14 protein-coding genes are annotated in these 15,992 nt (G+C 61.6%); 9 read left to right on the plus strand and 5 right to left on the minus strand.

Translation table 11 applies throughout. The features are described 5' to 3' along the window. Positions 1–104 precede the first annotated feature (104 nt). From OHD62_RS21545 to OHD62_RS21555, 3 genes are all read left to right on the plus strand, one after another. On the plus strand, positions 105–431 hold the full coding sequence (locus OHD62_RS21545; protein ID WP_263786909.1) for a hypothetical protein: 327 nt from the start codon (positions 105–107) through the stop codon (positions 429–431). A gap of 585 nt (positions 432–1,016) precedes the next feature. Continuing rightward, positions 1,017–1,523 (plus strand): hypothetical protein, encoded by a 507-nt coding sequence (locus OHD62_RS21550; protein WP_263786910.1) that lies wholly within the window; start codon positions 1,017–1,019, stop codon positions 1,521–1,523. Positions 1,524–1,827: 304 nt separating this feature from the next. Further along, complete coding sequence (locus OHD62_RS21555) at positions 1,828–2,640, plus strand: hypothetical protein (RefSeq protein WP_263786912.1); 813 nt, start codon at positions 1,828–1,830, stop codon at positions 2,638–2,640. Positions 2,641–2,965: 325 nt separating this feature from the next. Here the strand turns inward: OHD62_RS21555 and OHD62_RS21560 are convergent, their stop codons facing one another. Further along, complete coding sequence (locus OHD62_RS21560; protein ID WP_412177408.1) at positions 2,966–4,186, minus strand: PQQ-dependent sugar dehydrogenase; 1,221 nt, start codon at positions 4,184–4,186, stop codon at positions 2,966–2,968. 304 nt (positions 4,187–4,490) lie between these two features. Between OHD62_RS21560 and OHD62_RS21565 the strand changes: the two genes are divergently transcribed. Genes OHD62_RS21565 through OHD62_RS21585 form a run of 5 tightly spaced genes read left to right on the plus strand, consistent with a single transcriptional unit; the run spans position 4,491 to position 11,259 of the window. Further along, on the plus strand, positions 4,491–5,468 hold the full coding sequence (locus OHD62_RS21565; RefSeq protein ID WP_263786916.1) for an ABC transporter permease: 978 nt from the start codon (positions 4,491–4,493) through the stop codon (positions 5,466–5,468). Positions 5,469–5,503: 35 nt separating this feature from the next. Next, a complete protein-coding gene (locus OHD62_RS21570; protein WP_263786917.1) occupies positions 5,504–6,508 on the plus strand; it encodes a sugar ABC transporter substrate-binding protein in 1,005 nt (334 codons plus the stop codon). Between the two features lie 28 nt (positions 6,509–6,536). After that, positions 6,537–8,657, plus strand: a complete 2,121-nt coding sequence (locus OHD62_RS21575) for an ABC transporter permease (protein ID WP_263786920.1) — start codon at positions 6,537–6,539, stop codon at positions 8,655–8,657. After that, positions 8,654–9,769, plus strand: a complete 1,116-nt coding sequence (locus OHD62_RS21580; protein ID WP_263786921.1) for a strictosidine synthase — start codon at positions 8,654–8,656, stop codon at positions 9,767–9,769. Before OHD62_RS21575 ends, OHD62_RS21580 begins: the two co-directional genes overlap by 4 nt. After that, the gene (locus OHD62_RS21585) at positions 9,766–11,259 is read left to right on the plus strand and encodes a sugar ABC transporter ATP-binding protein (protein ID WP_263786923.1); all 1,494 of its coding nucleotides are present in this window, start codon (positions 9,766–9,768) and stop codon (positions 11,257–11,259) included. The genes OHD62_RS21580 and OHD62_RS21585 overlap by 4 nt, the downstream gene beginning before the upstream one ends. Positions 11,260–11,322: 63 nt before the next feature. Here the strand turns inward: OHD62_RS21585 and OHD62_RS21590 are convergent, their stop codons facing one another. The 4 genes from OHD62_RS21590 to OHD62_RS21605 are packed head-to-tail and all read right to left on the minus strand — an operon-like array spanning position 11,323 to position 14,830. Continuing rightward, positions 11,323–12,060 carry an SDR family oxidoreductase gene (locus OHD62_RS21590; protein WP_263786925.1) on the minus strand — a complete coding sequence of 246 codons (738 nt, stop codon included), beginning with the start codon at positions 12,058–12,060 and terminating at the stop codon, positions 11,323–11,325. A gap of 15 nt (positions 12,061–12,075) precedes the next feature. Next, positions 12,076–12,462, minus strand: coding sequence for a carboxymuconolactone decarboxylase family protein (locus tag OHD62_RS21595; protein ID WP_263786927.1), 387 nt, complete (start codon positions 12,460–12,462; stop codon positions 12,076–12,078). A gap of 26 nt (positions 12,463–12,488) precedes the next feature. After that, the gene (locus tag OHD62_RS21600; protein WP_263786929.1) at positions 12,489–13,910 is read right to left on the minus strand and encodes an MmgE/PrpD family protein; all 1,422 of its coding nucleotides are present in this window, start codon (positions 13,908–13,910) and stop codon (positions 12,489–12,491) included. 26 nt (positions 13,911–13,936) lie between these two features. Further along, positions 13,937–14,830 (minus strand): NAD(P)-dependent oxidoreductase, encoded by an 894-nt coding sequence (locus OHD62_RS21605; protein ID WP_263786930.1) that lies wholly within the window; start codon positions 14,828–14,830, stop codon positions 13,937–13,939. A gap of 89 nt (positions 14,831–14,919) precedes the next feature. Between OHD62_RS21605 and OHD62_RS21610 the strand changes: the two genes are divergently transcribed. Next, positions 14,920–15,972: a LysR family transcriptional regulator gene (locus OHD62_RS21610; protein ID WP_263786932.1), complete on the plus strand. Its 1,053-nt coding sequence runs from the start codon at positions 14,920–14,922 to the stop codon at positions 15,970–15,972. Positions 15,973–15,992 lie beyond the last annotated feature (20 nt).

The following is a 15,992-nucleotide window of genomic DNA, read 5'->3' on the forward strand; positions in this document are numbered from 1 at the left end:
CGGCTCGGATTGGACGGTGTAATGTGCCTGGCGGAAACTTTGATGCATCGCTGAATGTAACGAGTGCCCAGGTCGTCACGGCCGGCGGCCCGCTGGATCCATCGGTGACCCATATCATCTCTTTGTGCGTCTGGGTTCTACAGCGACAAGACGCGTCGACGGATGACGCCATCGCGCAAGCCATGGGGCCTGAGCATGTATCCGGAATGGCAACAGGACACGGCGGTATGGTCACGGTCACGGGTAAGGGTACTCCCGCGGCGCGCTGGGAGATGCAACTCAATAACCGCGAGGGCACGGAAGCGGTCGACTTCGTCAACGGTGCCGCAATGGCTGCTGCGATCGGAGCCTTCCTCATCGACGGACAGCAGCGCAGAGGCTTTCTCTGGTCTGAGCCCGTCGAACTCAAGTTGGCAAGCACGGCGAGCTGATCCTCGTCAATCATCCGTAGAAACGTCTCTATGCGCTCGAGGAATGCCTCGGGTTCCTCGACGTACGGCATTGCCTAATTTAGGCTGATTGAAGAGGTCTGCAGTCTGGACTATTCGTTTGCTAATCCCGCTGACGGTCCTTCTCCGCCACGACCGTCGCGGCCAGATTTTGGCTCGTGACAGGTGGACGGGTGGCCGGCTTACCTTCAGGCCCCAATATTCATGCCCTTGATTTCAACGAGCCGGGAGCGGCAATGGTTCTGGCAATGTTTGCCGAGAGGCACTCCGCCTCGTTTGCGGCTTCGTAGCGGGAGCGGTTTCAGAAGAACCTCGAGTACGAGGGCAAGCCTAAGCGAACCTTGCCCAAGCTATTTTTCGCTGCCTGGCGCAAGATCGGGTGGCCGCATCCGCTTCCGCATGGCTACTTGGCCCTCAACCTTCATGGGGAAGAATGGTTCGAGGATCTGGCGACACTTCGACATGAGATGGAATCTGGAAATCTCGACTCAATGCAATGGCGCGTGGCAAGTTCAGCGAGGCGGCATTGCTGGCTCTGTCTATACAGGGAAAGGTGGGGAGAATTTGATGCGGAACACGATGCTGGGCTTTGCGACACTTGCCCTAGTCGGATGCCAATCGGCTCCTGAAGCGTCGCAATCTGCTGCGCTCGAACCTGCGGTAAGTTCTGGTGCCATTCTCCAACCTGCCTCGGATCCTGCCGCTACCCCTCCTGGTTCAGCAATCATGGATCAATCCGTAACAATTACTCTGCCCGCGAAGGGCATCCCAGCAAAGTACGCTAGATTCTCGGGCATGTGGGCTGGACGATTGGATGGGATTTATGAAGCCAAACTTGCTGTGCAGACGATTTCCTCGAACGGAAAGGTAACTGTCACTTATGCGTGGGGAAATTTGGGCGACAACAATCCAGGTGAGGCTGCGGGCGCTGGAAAAATTGTGGGGAACATAATGAAGCTTGGGCGCCTCCCGAACGGCGCGGACGCGAGCTTTACGATACTGCCCGACGGAACCTTGGCCGCAACCCTTACGCTTGCCGGCCAGACCTACACAGGCGTGTTCGCCAGGCAATGATCAAAGAGCATCTGGCCGATCGCAAAGTGGCCAGTTGTAGACTGCGCGTTCGGCCAGTGTTTGCGTCTCGATACTGCCTCCTCGTATGACCGATAAGGACGTCTTTCTGCGCGAGCTTATTGGGCGCTGATCCAGCGAGCCGCGTTCTGCTGGCGCCGGATGAGGACAGTCGTCGGCTAATTGCCGAAGACAACGGTATCGGCTTGGACCGCGACGAGATGATCGAGGCGCTGGGCACCATGCGCGTTCGGGAACACGCGTTCCGTCAAGCTGGACCGGGACATCGGTTACCAGCGACACAATCGTGTCCCGGTCCAACGCGAGATTGACGCGGACATTGGGGCGGCCGGCGCTGGCTTCGACGATCTGTGGCGTTATCGACGGCAAAACCGGCGCAGGCGAAGAAATTGCGCGTCTCCTGGTCCTGGATGCGCATGCCAACGTCTCCGCAGGCGCTGACGAGTTGGCCGTCTTTACCAGTGCCTCAGAAACCTTCGCGTCCAGAAACATCAATTGCACCATAGCCGAAAGCCTGGACCGATTCGTGCCGGTGATCAGGCTCGCTAGGTCGCATGGCATTCCAGTTCGCGGCTACGTCTCTTGTGCCGTCGATTGTCCTTATGAGGGCGAAATCACACCCGACGCAGTCGCAATGGTTTCTTCGCAACTGATGGACTTGGGGTGCCATGAGATCTCGGTAGCGGATACGATCGGCCGGGGATTGCCGGAGCGCGTAGGTGTTATGCTGGAACGCGTACTCCACCGGGTTCCAGCATCGATGGTTGCCTGCCACTTCCATGACACTTCCGGGCGAGTTCGTGCGAATGTGGACGTCGCATTGGATTTGGGTATCGCTACGTTCGATAGTTCCGCCGGCGGTCTAGGGGGCTGCCCTTATGCTCCAGGTGCCGCAGGCAACATTGGTACCGGAGTTATCAGTTGTTTCGATCTCCACGACAAATATGCGCACAACGTTTACATCCATGGCCATTGTTATGATTTCGCCAAGCGCGTAGCTGTTGACAACAGTGAAGGCAGCTTCAATACCATCGACCACGATATCCGTCCGCGACCTTGGCGCGCGGAACCATACGGAACGATACGGGAATACTTCTGATTGGCCTACGAAAACTCAATGAAATCAATGTTCTTGGCATATCCACTGGGCCTACCATAACTTTTGATTTTGTTTAGGAAATTTTTTGGCTTTGCACACCTTGCCGCAGATGGTGCCCGTCATAGCACTAAAGCCAGTTGGGGGAGATGAAGGGGCCGCGCCGCTCGCCGGGAGTCTCTTTACCCGCACCGAAGAACAGATACGCCTGAGTCAGTTATATGCCTCTGTTTTGGGCGGGCCCCACCAACCATTAAAATAGCTCAGTCCGGCCTGCTTGCTCCGCCAAACCACATGAGAATGATACCATCTTTGCAAGCTACCTGAGTTAGTTCCCGCGTGTCAGGCGAAGAACTTGTCCGCCGTCGTCAGTTAGAAGCAATATCGAACCGTCCCGCGCTACAGCAACGTCGCGAATGCGACCAGCTCCTTCCAAATAGCGAGCTTCGCCAGTGACGCGGTCAGCGGAGAGCGTTAGGCGCACAAGCGATAGGCTGGACAGCCCGCCGACGAGGATGCTTCCTCGCCACTCGGGGAACATGCTCCCATCGTAGAAGACCATGCCGCTCGGCGCGATTACCGGATCCCAGTAATAGATGGGCTGCTCCATGCCATCCCGGGCTGTGATCCCTTCGCCGATTGGCGCTCCGCTATAAGCTTCACCATAGGTAATGATGGGCCAGCCATAATTCTTACCTGGCTGGGGACGGTTAAGTTCGTCGCCCCCACGCGGACCATGCTCGATCGTCCACAGCGCGCCATCCGGTCCAAGTGTCGCAGCCTGAACGTTCCTGTGACCGAAGGACCAGATTTCCGGCAGGGCGCCTTCGATCTGGGGATTGCCAGGAGCCGCGCCTCCATCCGGATTGATCCTGATGACCTTACCAAGATGCGTGCCGACGTCTTGAGCCAACTGCGGCTGGCCTCGTTCACCGGTTGTAACAAACAATGCGCCGTCGCGGTCGAAGACAAGGCGCGATCCGAAATGGTAGTTCGATCGCCATGCCGGCTGCTGTTGAAAGACGACCCGGACGCCGCTCAGAGCCGCGCCATCGGCTGACAGAACTCCGGTCGCGACAGCCGTCGCATTACCCTCGGCGCCACGGGGCTGCGAGAAACTCCACCAGACCCGTCGAGACTCGTTGAAGTCATCGCGAACGGCCACATCGAGGAGCCCGCCTTGGCCCTGCGCCACGACCTCAGGTACCCCCCGGATCGGCTCAGATATTGTCCCGTCGAGACGCAGAAGGCGCATGCGTCCAGGGCGTTCCGTAACAAGCCATCCACCGTCCGGCAACTCCGCCATGCCCCAAGGGTTCTCAAGGCCCTCCGCGACCACAGTGCTTATCAACTGGGTGCCGTCGTTGATTACCGGAGCGCGCGTCTGACCTTCGAACGCCGGCTGCTGGTCTGCTGCGTTGGGCGGCGCCAAGTTGAAATCCTGCGCGGAGGCGTTCCCGGCCGCTGCGAGGACGATAGATGCAATAGCGGCACGAGAAGCGGAAGACCAGCTTTGCCTAGTTAGAAATGCCTGACTTATGTTTCGCATGAGATTGTTCCTCTGCAGCTTTGCTAGCACTGGGTGGGCATCGGCGGGATCATAAACGATCCGAACCATTCGGTAACACTTGCGAGCCTCTGGCGTTCCTGCGGGCCGTCGAGTGAAAAACCCTCTGTCGCACTCGGTGCACGCTCAGCCGTTCTTCGCGATAGAGCCGGTTGCCAACATAACTGATATTCCACGAACGGGTCTGTCTAGGGTTCTCCAAAAAAGGGATGTTCGTTCAGCTCGATGCCGATCGCGCCGGTCCGCGTCCGCGGGTCGACATCGGCCGGTCTGGGAGGTCCGAAAAATGGGGAAAGCGCGATTGTCGCAAGAAGGCGTGGTGTTCGCACTGGCCGTTGCGATGTTCGCGGTATTCGCGGTCACGCTCAACAATTTCCTGACCGCCGGCAACCTAATAGCGCTGGTGCGCAGCGTCTCGATCCTCGGCATCCTCGGCCTCGGCATGGGGCTGGTGGTGATCGGTCGGGGAATAGACCTCGCAATGGTGGCGACGATGGTGGTCTCGCTGTCGTGGGTTTTGTCCATGGCGCAGACCGGCACGCCGTTCGACACCGCGCTTGTGTATGGCGTCCTGCTCGCCCTTGCCATCGGCCTGGCGAGCGGCATTCTCGTCGCCTACGCCGACATCCCGGCGATCTTCACGACGCTTGCCATGGGCCTTGTGGCCTATGGCTCCGGGCGCGCCTTCCTGTTTCAGATCGACGTGCAGAACACTCCGGTCGGCGTCGACTGGTTCGACTTTCTCGGCCGCGGTTTGTTGTTCGGCCTGCCGATGCCAATCATCGCCTTTGCCGTGCTTGCGGCGCTGATTGCGTTGCTTTTGCTGCGCACCCGTTTCGGCCGGTTTGTTTATGCGGCAGGCGACAATCCGCTGGCGGCCCGCATCACCGGTTTGCCGCTGCGGCCGCTGATCGTGGCGCAGTACGTCGTGAGTTCGCTGATCGCCTTCCTCGCCGGTGTCGTCATGGCGGCGGCCGTCTCCGGGATGAGCACGCGCGTCTACAACTCGACCATGATCTACGATGTCCTGCTTGTCGTGGTGCTGGGCGGAATCAGCCTGAGCGGCGGCCGCGGCGGCGTGCGCAACGTGCTGGTCGGAACGCTGCTCGTCGGCGTGCTGCTCAACGGCATGACCATCCTCGACATCACCTACACTGCGCAAAACCTGATCAAGAGCCTGATCCTTCTGCTCGCGATCATGGTGGACAGTTTCATCAACCCCAGGGACGAGCAGACCTCGCAGCAGAGCCAAGGGGACATCTGAACCACATCTTGTTTGCAATTCAACGGGAGGAAACCATGAAGATTCGCAACATTCTGGCGGCAGGGCTGATGGCCCTCGGACTCGCCGGCGCCGCCCATGCCGATGACGGCCTCGACAACCCATCGCGCAATCCATTCTATGACGGCCTGAAGGGAAAGCGCGTCGTTTTCATCCCCCTGGCGATGGGTTTCGACCTGACGGAGGGATGGGCCGCGATCATGCGCAAGCAGGCGGCCGATCTCGGCTATACGCTCGAAATCCGCGATCCGAACTGGAGCACGGATGCGGGCACCCGCGCCTTGACCGCGCTGATCGCCGAAAAGCCCGACCTCATCATCGCGCACAATCCCGATGTGCAGTCCTACGCCCGGTTGCTGAAGCGCGCCATGGACGCCGGCATCAAGGTGATCCAGCTCAATCTCGAATCCGTGGTCCCGACCGATGCCTATGTCGGCGCCGACTGGTCGCGCGTCGGCTACATCGAGGCGGACGCGCTGGTGAAGCAGTGCGGAGCCGGCTCCGGCAAGTCCGGCAAGGTCGCCATCATCCGTGGCCAGCCCACGGCTGCCTCGGACCTCTACGAGCTTTATGCCTATAAGCAGACTTTCGCCAAGGATCCGTCGATCAAGGTCGTGTCGGAGCAGGCCGCCCAGTACGACCCCGCCAAGGCGCGCGCGATCATGGAGACGGTATTGCAGCAGCACCCCGATCTCTGTGGCGTCGTCGGCAATTGGGACAACCAGGATGTTGGCGCTGGCGCCGCAATCCAGGCGGCCGGCAAGGCCGACGACATCTACGTCGTGACCTCCGGCGGCGGCAACCAGATCGGTTGCGACAACATCACCAAGGGGTTGCTCGACCTGATCATCAGCTACGATGTCCCGCTCCAGGGCAATGCGATCAACCAGCAGATCGTGCAGACGCTGCTGACGCCGGCCAAGGCCGGAGAGAGCAAGACCTCCTACTACACGCCGCTGACGCTGCTGACGAAGGACAATATCGGTCCGCGTACCTGCTGGCAGCTGGACCAGCTGAAGTAGGCCGGCCGTACGAGCACCCAGGATCATCATGGCCAGCAGCGACACCTTCGCCTATCTGCGTTCGCGTTATCTCCCCGATCACCTGATCGGGGAGCTTCTGTCGAAGCGTTGGATCGACAATGCGATTCCGTTTTCCGCCCTCCTGCTCACGATCGTGGTGCTGGGCTCGATCATTCCGGACTTTCTGTCCCTGTCGAGCCTTTCCGACCTCGCCCGGCAGTTCGCGGAATTCGGGCTCGTGGTGCTTGCGCTGACGGTCGTGATGATCTCAGGCGGCATCGACCTTTCGGTCGCTTCCGTCTTCTCGCTCGCGGTGCTGTTCTCGCTGATCGGCGTGAACGTCTATGAACTGCCGGTTCCGGTCGTGCTGGCCGGCGTCCTGGTCATGGGCATGGGTTGCGGCGCCATCAACGGCGTCCTGGTCGGATATTTGCGCCTGCGCGCCTTCCTGACCACGCTGGTCAGCCTGATCATCTTCCGCTCGATCTATGAGATCGTCTTCGTGAAGATGTCCACCTCGATGATGGTGGGCTTTTCCATGTCCGACCTCTGGCTGTTCATCGGCGAAGGCACTGTGCTCGGCGTTCCGACCTCGCTGGTGATCACGCTGGTGATCGCTCTTGCCTGGCACCTCGTCCTGTCGCGCATGCGTCCCGGCTGGCGGCTTACCGCCGTGGGCGGGGCACGACGTTCGGCTTTCAACGCCGGCATCGATGTGCGCTTCATGGTGTTCCTCACCTATGTCGCCTCCAGCACGATGTGCGCGCTGGCCGGCTTCCTGTTCGCCGCCCGGCTGGGCAGTACAGGGTCCGATACCGGCGTCGGGCTCGAAGTGCAGGCGCTCACCGCGGCCGTCCTCGGCGGAACGGCGATCGGCGGCGGCCGGGGTTCGGTGGCGAAGGCGATCATCGGCAGCCTGCTGGTGCTGATGCTCACCAACGGCCTGATCAATCTCGGCATCAGCGGCCCGATCACCTCGACCATCCTCGGCGCGATCCTGCTGTTCGCGGTCTTTGTCGATATGCGCTGGCAGAAGCACCGCCACCGCATTCTCGCCAAGGTCTATGTCTCGCCTGCCTATCTTTCCCTGCCGCCCGCTCCGAAGGTCGACGCACCTGGCTCGCCCTATGTGCTGAACGACCGTTTGCGTTCCGTGGAAATCATCGGGCTTGGCGAGATCGAGGGGCCTGAGGACGTCATCCTCGACCGTGACGACAATCTGTATTGCGGCACAAGGCACGGCGACATCGTCCGGTTCTTCGGCCCCGACCACAAACGCTCCGAGGTGTTCGCGCATATTGGCGGCCATCCGCTCGGCATGGCGTTCGACCGCACCGGAAACCTGCTCGTCTGCATCGGCGGCATGGGTCTGTTTCAGGTTGCGCCCGACAAGACCGTCACCAAACTCACCGACGAGACGAACAGAAGCTGGACCTCGGTCGTGGACGATTCACGGCTTCGTCTAGCCGATGACGTCGACGTAGCGCCCGATGGCCGCGTCTATTTCAGCGAGGCGACGATCCGTTACGAGCAGGAAGACTGGGCGACCGACGCGCTGGAAAGCCGGCCGAGCGGACGCATGATCTGTTATGATCCGCGCACCGGCAAGACGCACACCGAGATTCCCAAGCTGGTCTTCGCCAACGGCGTCACCATGTGTCCCGACGGGCAGTCTTTCATGTTCGCGGAGAGCTGGACCTGTTCCATCAGCAGATACTGGTTCGACGGACCGAAGAAGGGCAAGACCGAACGCGTCATCTCCAGTCTTCCCGGCTATCCCGACAACATCAACCGGGCCTCGGACGGCAACTACTGGCTGGCGCTGCTCGGCATGCGCGGGCCGGCGCTCGACCTTGCGATGCGCATGCCCGGCTTCCGCAAGCGCATGGCCCGCCGCGTTGCGCCGGATCAGTGGCTCTATCCGAACATAAACACCGGCTGCGTGGTGAAGTTCAACGAGAAGGGAGAGATCCTCGACAATCTGTGGGATCTCGGCGGCCGCAACCACCCGATGATCACCTCGATGCGCGAGCACAGGGGATGGCTTTATCTGGGCGGCGTTTCGAACAACCGCATAGGCCGCTACAGACTGCCGGACGCGGATCCCGACTGGTGCGCGCAGGATGCCTATTGGGGCCTGCGCCCATGATCGGCGCCATCAAGCGCGCCTGGGCGAACTTCCGCGGCTTCGATCTCACAGGCAGCACGGTGCCGCCGATGGACGGCCCGCTGCGGCCGAATGGGAAGCTCGACGCGGCGCCGCTGCTGCTGGATCTCGCCGATGTCGACAATCTGGTGCTTTGTGGGCAACAGATCGTCTGCTCGGTCGGTCATGAGATCCACACGCTGGCGCCGGCGGCCGGCAATAGCGGGCAGGCGCTTTCAATCACCGGAACGCGCAGCGTGGGCAAACCCGCGACCAGCATGGCCGCGGCCGGGGAGCTGCTGGCAGTCGCCGTCGAGGGAGAGGGCATCCGCATCGACCGACCGGGCGGCGCATCCGCGGAAATGATCAGGCCTGAAGGGCTCAATTTGGAGTGCATCACGGCGATGGCTTTCGCCGACCCGTCCACCTTGTTCGTCGCGGTAGGATCGGCCCTTAATCCCGCGCACCGGTGGAAACACGATCTGATGACGAAGGCGGCCGCAGGGTCGGTCTGGCGTGTCGACCTTGGCGCAGGCAGTACCGTTTCAATCGCGTCGGGGCTCGCGTTCCCATCAGGGATAGTCGTGTCGAGAGATCGCGTCTTTGTCTCGGAGGCCTGGCGCCACCGTGTCCTTTCGATGGGCCTCGACGGCTCACGCCAACAGATCGCCCTCGGTTCGCTCCCCGCCTATCCCGGGCGCATCGCACCGGCAGCGGAAGGCGGCTTCTGGCTGGCGATGTTTGCGCCGCGCAACCCGCTTGTCGAGTTCGTCCTGAAGGAGGACGAGTATCGCAGACGCATGATCGAGACGATCGATCCCGAATATTGGATCGCTCCCTCTCTCGTCACCGGACGGAGCTTCCTCGAGCCCATACAGGGCGGCGCGCGCAAGAAGCTCAATATGCTGAAGCCGTGGTCGCCGACCTGGTCGGCGGGCCTCGTCGTGCGCTGCGATGAGACCATGTCCATGTTGCGAAACTATCAAAGCCGTGCCGATGGCGATGTGCACGGCGTGACGTCGATGTGCGAAGCCGATGGCCGGCTTCTGATCGGTGCAAGGGGATCGGGAAAGATCGTGGCGATCGACGAACTGGCGGGGCACGCCGCGAGATGACACCACTCATTCAATTACGCGGCGTCTCCAAGGACTTTCGCGGCGTTCTGGCGATCTCGAACGTCGATTTCGAGATCCGTCCCGGCGAGATACACGCCATTCTCGGCGAGAACGGCGCGGGAAAGTCGACGCTCATGAAGGTGCTCGCCGGCGTGTACCAGCCCAGTTCCGGCGAGATGCTGCTCGACGGCCAGTCGGTCACCCTCAATTCGCCGTCAGACGCGCTGAACCGTGGCATAGCGATGGTCTTCCAGGAAACCAATCTGGTGCCGTCGATGTCGGTGGCGCAGAACATCTATCTTGGAGACGAGAAGCTGTTCAACCGGCTGCGCGGATTGAATATCCAAGCGCAGCGCTACTTGCTGTCGCTCAATTTCTACGTCGATCCCACCGCGCAGGTCTCCTTTCTGGGGGCCGGCAAGAAGCAGATGGTCGAGATCGCGCGCGCTGTTCACCACAATGCGCGGCTCATCATCTTCGACGAACCGACCGCGACGCTGACGCCCGAGGAGAAGTTCCACTTCTTCAACCTTGCCCGCCGCCTGAAGGAGGAGGGCATTGCAATCATCTTCATCAGTCATGCGCTCGAAGAGGCGTTGCAACTGTCGGATCGCATCACGGTGATGCGCGACGCCAAAGTGGTCGTGACCGACGAAACGAGCAAGTTCGATCGCGACAGGATCGTGCAGGCGATGGTCGGCCGCAGCCTGTCGGGCGAGCTCTATTCCGGCCAGACGCGTGTTGCGCGCCCCATGGGCAGAAAGATCCTCAGCGTCGAAAACCTGTCGATGGGCAATACGGTGCGCAACACATCGTTCTCCGTGTTTGCCGGACAGGTGACGGGGATGTTCGGCCTTGTCGGCGCGGGACGCACCGAGACGATGAAGATCGTCGCCGGCGTGCTGAAGCGCGATTACTTCCATGGCGGCACGGTGCGCTTCGAAGACAGGCCCGTTCGCTATCGCACGCCGCGACCGGCTATGCGCGACGGCATCGTCTATGTCACCGAGGATCGCAAGATCGAAGGCTTTTTCGAAACCATGACGATCGCCGGCAACATCCAGCTTGGACAACTCGCCAAGGGTAATAATCCGCTGACACTGGTCGCGCCGCGGCAAGGGCGGCAACTCGCCACCGAATGGACGAAGCGGCTGGGGGTCAAGGCGATCGATGCCGATGCCCGCGTCATCGAACTCTCGGGCGGCAACCAGCAGAAGGTGGTTCTGTCCAAGGCGCTGATCCAGAAGCCCAAGCTGGTCATCCTCGACGAACCGACACGCGGGGTCGACGTCGGCACCATCGTGGAGATTCACAACTTCATCAACGAGCTTGCCGACAGCGGCATGGCCGTGGTGGTGATCTCGTCCTACCTGCCTGAAATCATGTCGCTGTCGGACCGGATTCTCGTTGCGAGGCAGGGACGGATCGTCGAGGAGATGGACATCGCCGAGGCGACCGAAAGCGGGATCATGTATGCGGCGGTCCACTGAGCCTGCCGTGGTTGGAGCGGCAAGGACGGAACCGGAAATCGTGGCGAAAACGGACCGCCCCGGCTACCACCTGTTCGTCGGCAGGACGAACATCTGCGCGATCTGGACGTGGGGCGGCTGATCCAGCGCGAATGAGACGCAGCGGGCGATGTCCTCGGGGTCGAGCGCCATGCCGAACTTCTCGAAGTATTTTCTGGATGCCTCCTCGTCGCCGCGGTGGCGGGACGTGACGATGTTGGTGCGGGTAAGCCCCGGCAGGATCTCGATCACGCGTATGGGTGTCTCCGCCAGTTCGCCGCGGATGATATCGCTCAGCATGTGCACGCCGGCCTTGCTGGCGGAATAGGGCGCCTGGTCCGGCACCAGGCGCAGCGCACTGATGGAGCTCATGTTGACGATGTCGCCGCGGCCGCGTGCGATCATTCCAGGCAGGATCGCCCGCGTCACGCGCATGAGGCCGATCAAATTGGTGTCGATGATCGCCGACCAGTCGTCGGCCGATCCGATGTCGAATCGGGTGCGCCCGCCGATGTCGTGACCGGCATTGTTCACCAGTATATCGATGTCGCGGAATTCCGGCGGCAGGCGGTCGAGGCAGTTGGCGACGGCGGCGCCGTCGGTGATATCCAGCGGGAGCGGAAAGACTTTGGCGCCGAGATCGCCAGCCAGAGCGGTGAGGTGGTCCTCCTGGCGATCCGCCAGCACGATGCGGCAGCCCTTGTCATGCAGGCTCACGCAAACCGCGCGCCCGATGCCGCTCGCGGCACCAGTGACGAAGGCGATCCTTTGCCGATCCGTCATGTCGGGTCGTCCCGATCAGGCCTTGGCGGCATCGAGTTCGGCGAAAGCTTCGCGTCCGATGCGGAAGGAATCCACGCCAGCAGGCACGCCGGCATAGATCGCCACCTGCAGGAAAATTTCGCGGATCTCCTCGCGGCTGACGCCATTCCGCAAAGCGCCTTTGATATGCATCTTGAGCTCGTGGGGCCTGTTGAGGCAACTGAGCATGGCGAGATTCAGCATCGAGCGCGTCTTGCGCGGCAGGTCTTCGCGGCCCCAGACCGCGCCCCAGCAATACTCCGTCACCAGCTCCTGCATGGGGCGGTTGAAGTCGTCTGCCGCAGCGAACGATTTTTCGACAAACTCCTTGCCCAGCACATCCTTGCGGATCGCCAGGCCACGCTCGAAGACATCTTTGGACATATGAAATTTGCTCCTGCTTTGGGATCTTACGAAACTTGACTGGACAATGGACGCGTAGCTTTGCCGGCCCCTTGTTGGGGCGTTCGCGTCGCTTGCCTTTTGGCCGCTCCCTTTGCCGCGCAAAGCGACAGGAGCCGGCCGGCATCCTTCTTGCTGTCCAGCCTGTCGACGAATTCTTCGATGGCTTCGGCCGCGGCAACGCCAAGGATGGCCGCGGCCGCCGATCGGAAGCGCTCACGCACCTCCGCCTCGGTGGCAGGCACGACATCGGGCAGGCCCATCGAGAGCTGGCGGCCGTCGCCGAGCGTCACATCGATCGCCGCGCCCTGCTGGCCGGGGAACAGCGCGGTCAGATCCGGGCTGGCAACCAGTTCGCTGGCGCCGATCAGGCGCAGCGTTTCGGCATGAGCGAGATCGCTGTAGATGTCCTCGGCCAGCCGGCCATGTGCAAACACGGCCCCCACACCAAAGGGAATGCTCATTTTCGCCTGCAGGGTTCTGTCGAACGGTCCTGTTCGGTCGCAACCCGGATATGCGGCAGCCGCGGCGGGCACGCTTATGCGGATGCGCTCGACCGGCGCGGCATCCGAGCCAATCATTTCGACAAGCTTCAATGCCGTCTGGCAGGCTGTCTGGGCGAAATTACAGGCAGGTGCCGCCTTGTGATAGACGTTGAGAATATCCGCCTCTCCATCGGGGAAGAGTTCGATCGGTCCGGGCATCGGCCGCCGCGCCAGCGCCGCAAAGTATCCCGACCGGCCTTCAAGTATGTCAGGACTGCCAAAGGCTCCGGCCTCGGCCAGTCGAACCGCCATCCAGGCATTGCGCGCGGCAAAGCCGGGATGGAAGAACATGTCGGAACCGCCGCTGTGCGGCCATTGGTTCAGCCCGGACGCGGTGTTCGCCGCCAAGGCAATCGCCGCGGCCACTTGCTGTCGGTCGAGCTTCAGCATCCAGGCGCCGCCGCATGCTGACCCGACAGGAGCGACCAGTCCTGTTGGTCGGAACAGTGACGACATCGCCGGATCGATCAGCATCCTTCCAAGACGTCCGCCGACCTCATAGGCGACCACCGCCGACCGGATCAGGCCCATGCCGGAAACAGTCTCTGTCTCGGCCAAAGCAAGAAGCAGCGGCCAGACGACCACGCCGTGATGGCACACCGATGCGGCATGCATGTCTTCCCTGACGAGGCCGTGGCCCTTCACGGCATTGACGAAAGCGGCGTCCGCTGGTGTTGCCGTTGCGCTTTCGCCAATCATATGGCCGCCAGGCGCTGCCGCCACGGCGGCGACCGCCTGTCGGCTGGGCTCCAATGCTGAAGCCTCAAATGCGCAGCCGAGAAAATCGAGCAGGCACAGCTTGGCCTTGGTGGCGACGGCCGGACTGAAAACCGACGCAGGAAGGTTCGCCAAGGCATCTGCCAGTTCCATCGAGCGCGTGGTCATAGACTGCTCTCCCACAAAGGCCGACCCTAGGCGCGTATCTCCACGCCGGCCCATTCCTCGATGATGCGGACCATCGAGGTGAAATCCGAATCCGGCCCGAAGCGGGCGTTGGTGGCGGCCAGCATCTGCCGCACCAGCGAGCCGCCAACCATGGGCACGCCCAAATTCTCGCTTTCATCAACACACATGCGCACGTCCTTGTAGGACAAGGCAGTGGAGAAGCCGAAATCGAAGGTTCCCGGCAGGACGGCGCGGGGGAACTTGTCCTGCGTCGCGCTGTTTCGCCCGCTCGAAGCGTTGATGATGTCGCACATCACCGTGGGATCCAAGCCGGCCTTGACGCCCATTGCGAGCGCCTCTGCCGACAGCAAAATGACGCCGGCGGCGATCATGTTGTTTCCGAGCTTTGCAACCTGAGCGCTTCCCGGCGTTTCTCCGCAATAAAACCTGCGACCGAAATTGGCCAGGACAGGTTCGATTTCCTCGTAGATCTGCTTGGGGCAGGAGACCATCACGGCCAGCGTGCCGTTGCGCGCGCCTGCGATCCCACCCGATATCGGTGCGTCCACCCAAGCAATGCCTTTGCTGGTCAGAGCCTCCGAGATGGTCTTTGCCATGCTTGGTCCGGTGGTGGACACATCGACAATGATCCTGACCTTCGCGCCGGTCGCGATTCCATTCGCACCCAGCACGACCTCCTTGACGACGGGAGGCGTCGGCAGGCTGCAGAATACGATGTCGGCTTCATCGGCGACCGCCTTGGGAGATGCGACAAATTTCGTGTATTCTGCGGGCAGCTCCTTCGCCGCGTCCGGCCGCGTATCGTAGACGACCAGATGGTGGCCGGCCTCGATCAGGCGGCACACCATCGGCGCGCCCATGCGGCCGAGGCCGATGAACCCAAGCGTTTGACGCTGCAACGACTTTTCCTCTCAAATCTATTGAATTCGGGCAGTTTTGGACTGGGTGAGATTAGGCCAATTGCTGCCCGCGCGATAAGGCTCGCGACGTGCATAACAGCTTTGCCGCGGGCCCGACGCGCGCTTGTCAACGGCTTCGATGTACCCCAAACTCCGGCATTCGTTGCATGCCAACGGAAATTCTCTGTTCCGCATTTTGCGACGAGGCAATGTTCATGTTTGACTTACGGCAGCTCCAGCTGTTCACGGCAGTGGCGGAATTCGGCAGCTTCTCGCGGGCCGCCGTTGCGCTGTCGGTCAGCCAGCCGGTGCTCAGCAGGCAGATCAAGGCGCTGGAGGAGAGCGTCGGGATCGCGCTTCTCTATCGGAATGGCCGCGGCATCGTCCTGACCGAAGCAGGCAAGCTTCTGCGGGACTACGCGTCGGCAATCCTGGAACAGGCCTCGCGAGCCTCAACGGAGCTCGGGGCCTTGCGATCGAATCCGCGTGGAACGATTGCTCTCGGAATGCCGCCATCGGTCGGCGTCGTCCTTACCTCGCCGCTTGTCCAGCATTTCCACGAGCAGTTCCCGCAGGTGAGCATGCGCGTCGTCGAGGGTTTCAGCGGCCACCTTCTCGAATGGCTCGTGATGGGAAAGATCGATGTCGCGGTGCTCTACAACGCGCCTCGCATGAACAATCTGCTGGCGGAACCGATCCTGCGCGACGAACTCTTTCTGCTCGGCGCGAAGAACGACCCCAGCCAGCTCGGCCCCGGACCGGTCGATGCCGAGGTCGTTTCACGAATCCCCATGATCCTTCCCGCGCGACCGCACGGACTGCGAGTGTTGCTCGATCAGATCTTCGGCTCGGCTGGCATCGAACCCAGGATCGAGGTCGAGGTCGAGGCGATGCCTTCGACGTTGCGCCTCGTCGAGGCCGGTATGGGGTATACGATCCTGTCCTATTCGAGTTGCCACAATCTGGTAGCGGAAGGCAGGATCAAGTACTGGCGTATCCAGAACCCGTCGATAGAAAGAGAGCTGCTGCTCGCGACGTCTACTCAGCGGCCAACCACCACGGTCATCCGGGCGCTGACGACCCTCATAAGGGAGGAGGTGCGCGCCTTGCGCAAAATGGGACTCTGGGACCCGAAGCCTTAGGAGCGGGCTGCGCCCTCCTG

The organism is Mesorhizobium sp. YC-39, from assembly GCF_025753795.1.
Lineage (GTDB): Bacteria > Pseudomonadota > Alphaproteobacteria > Rhizobiales > Rhizobiaceae > Mesorhizobium.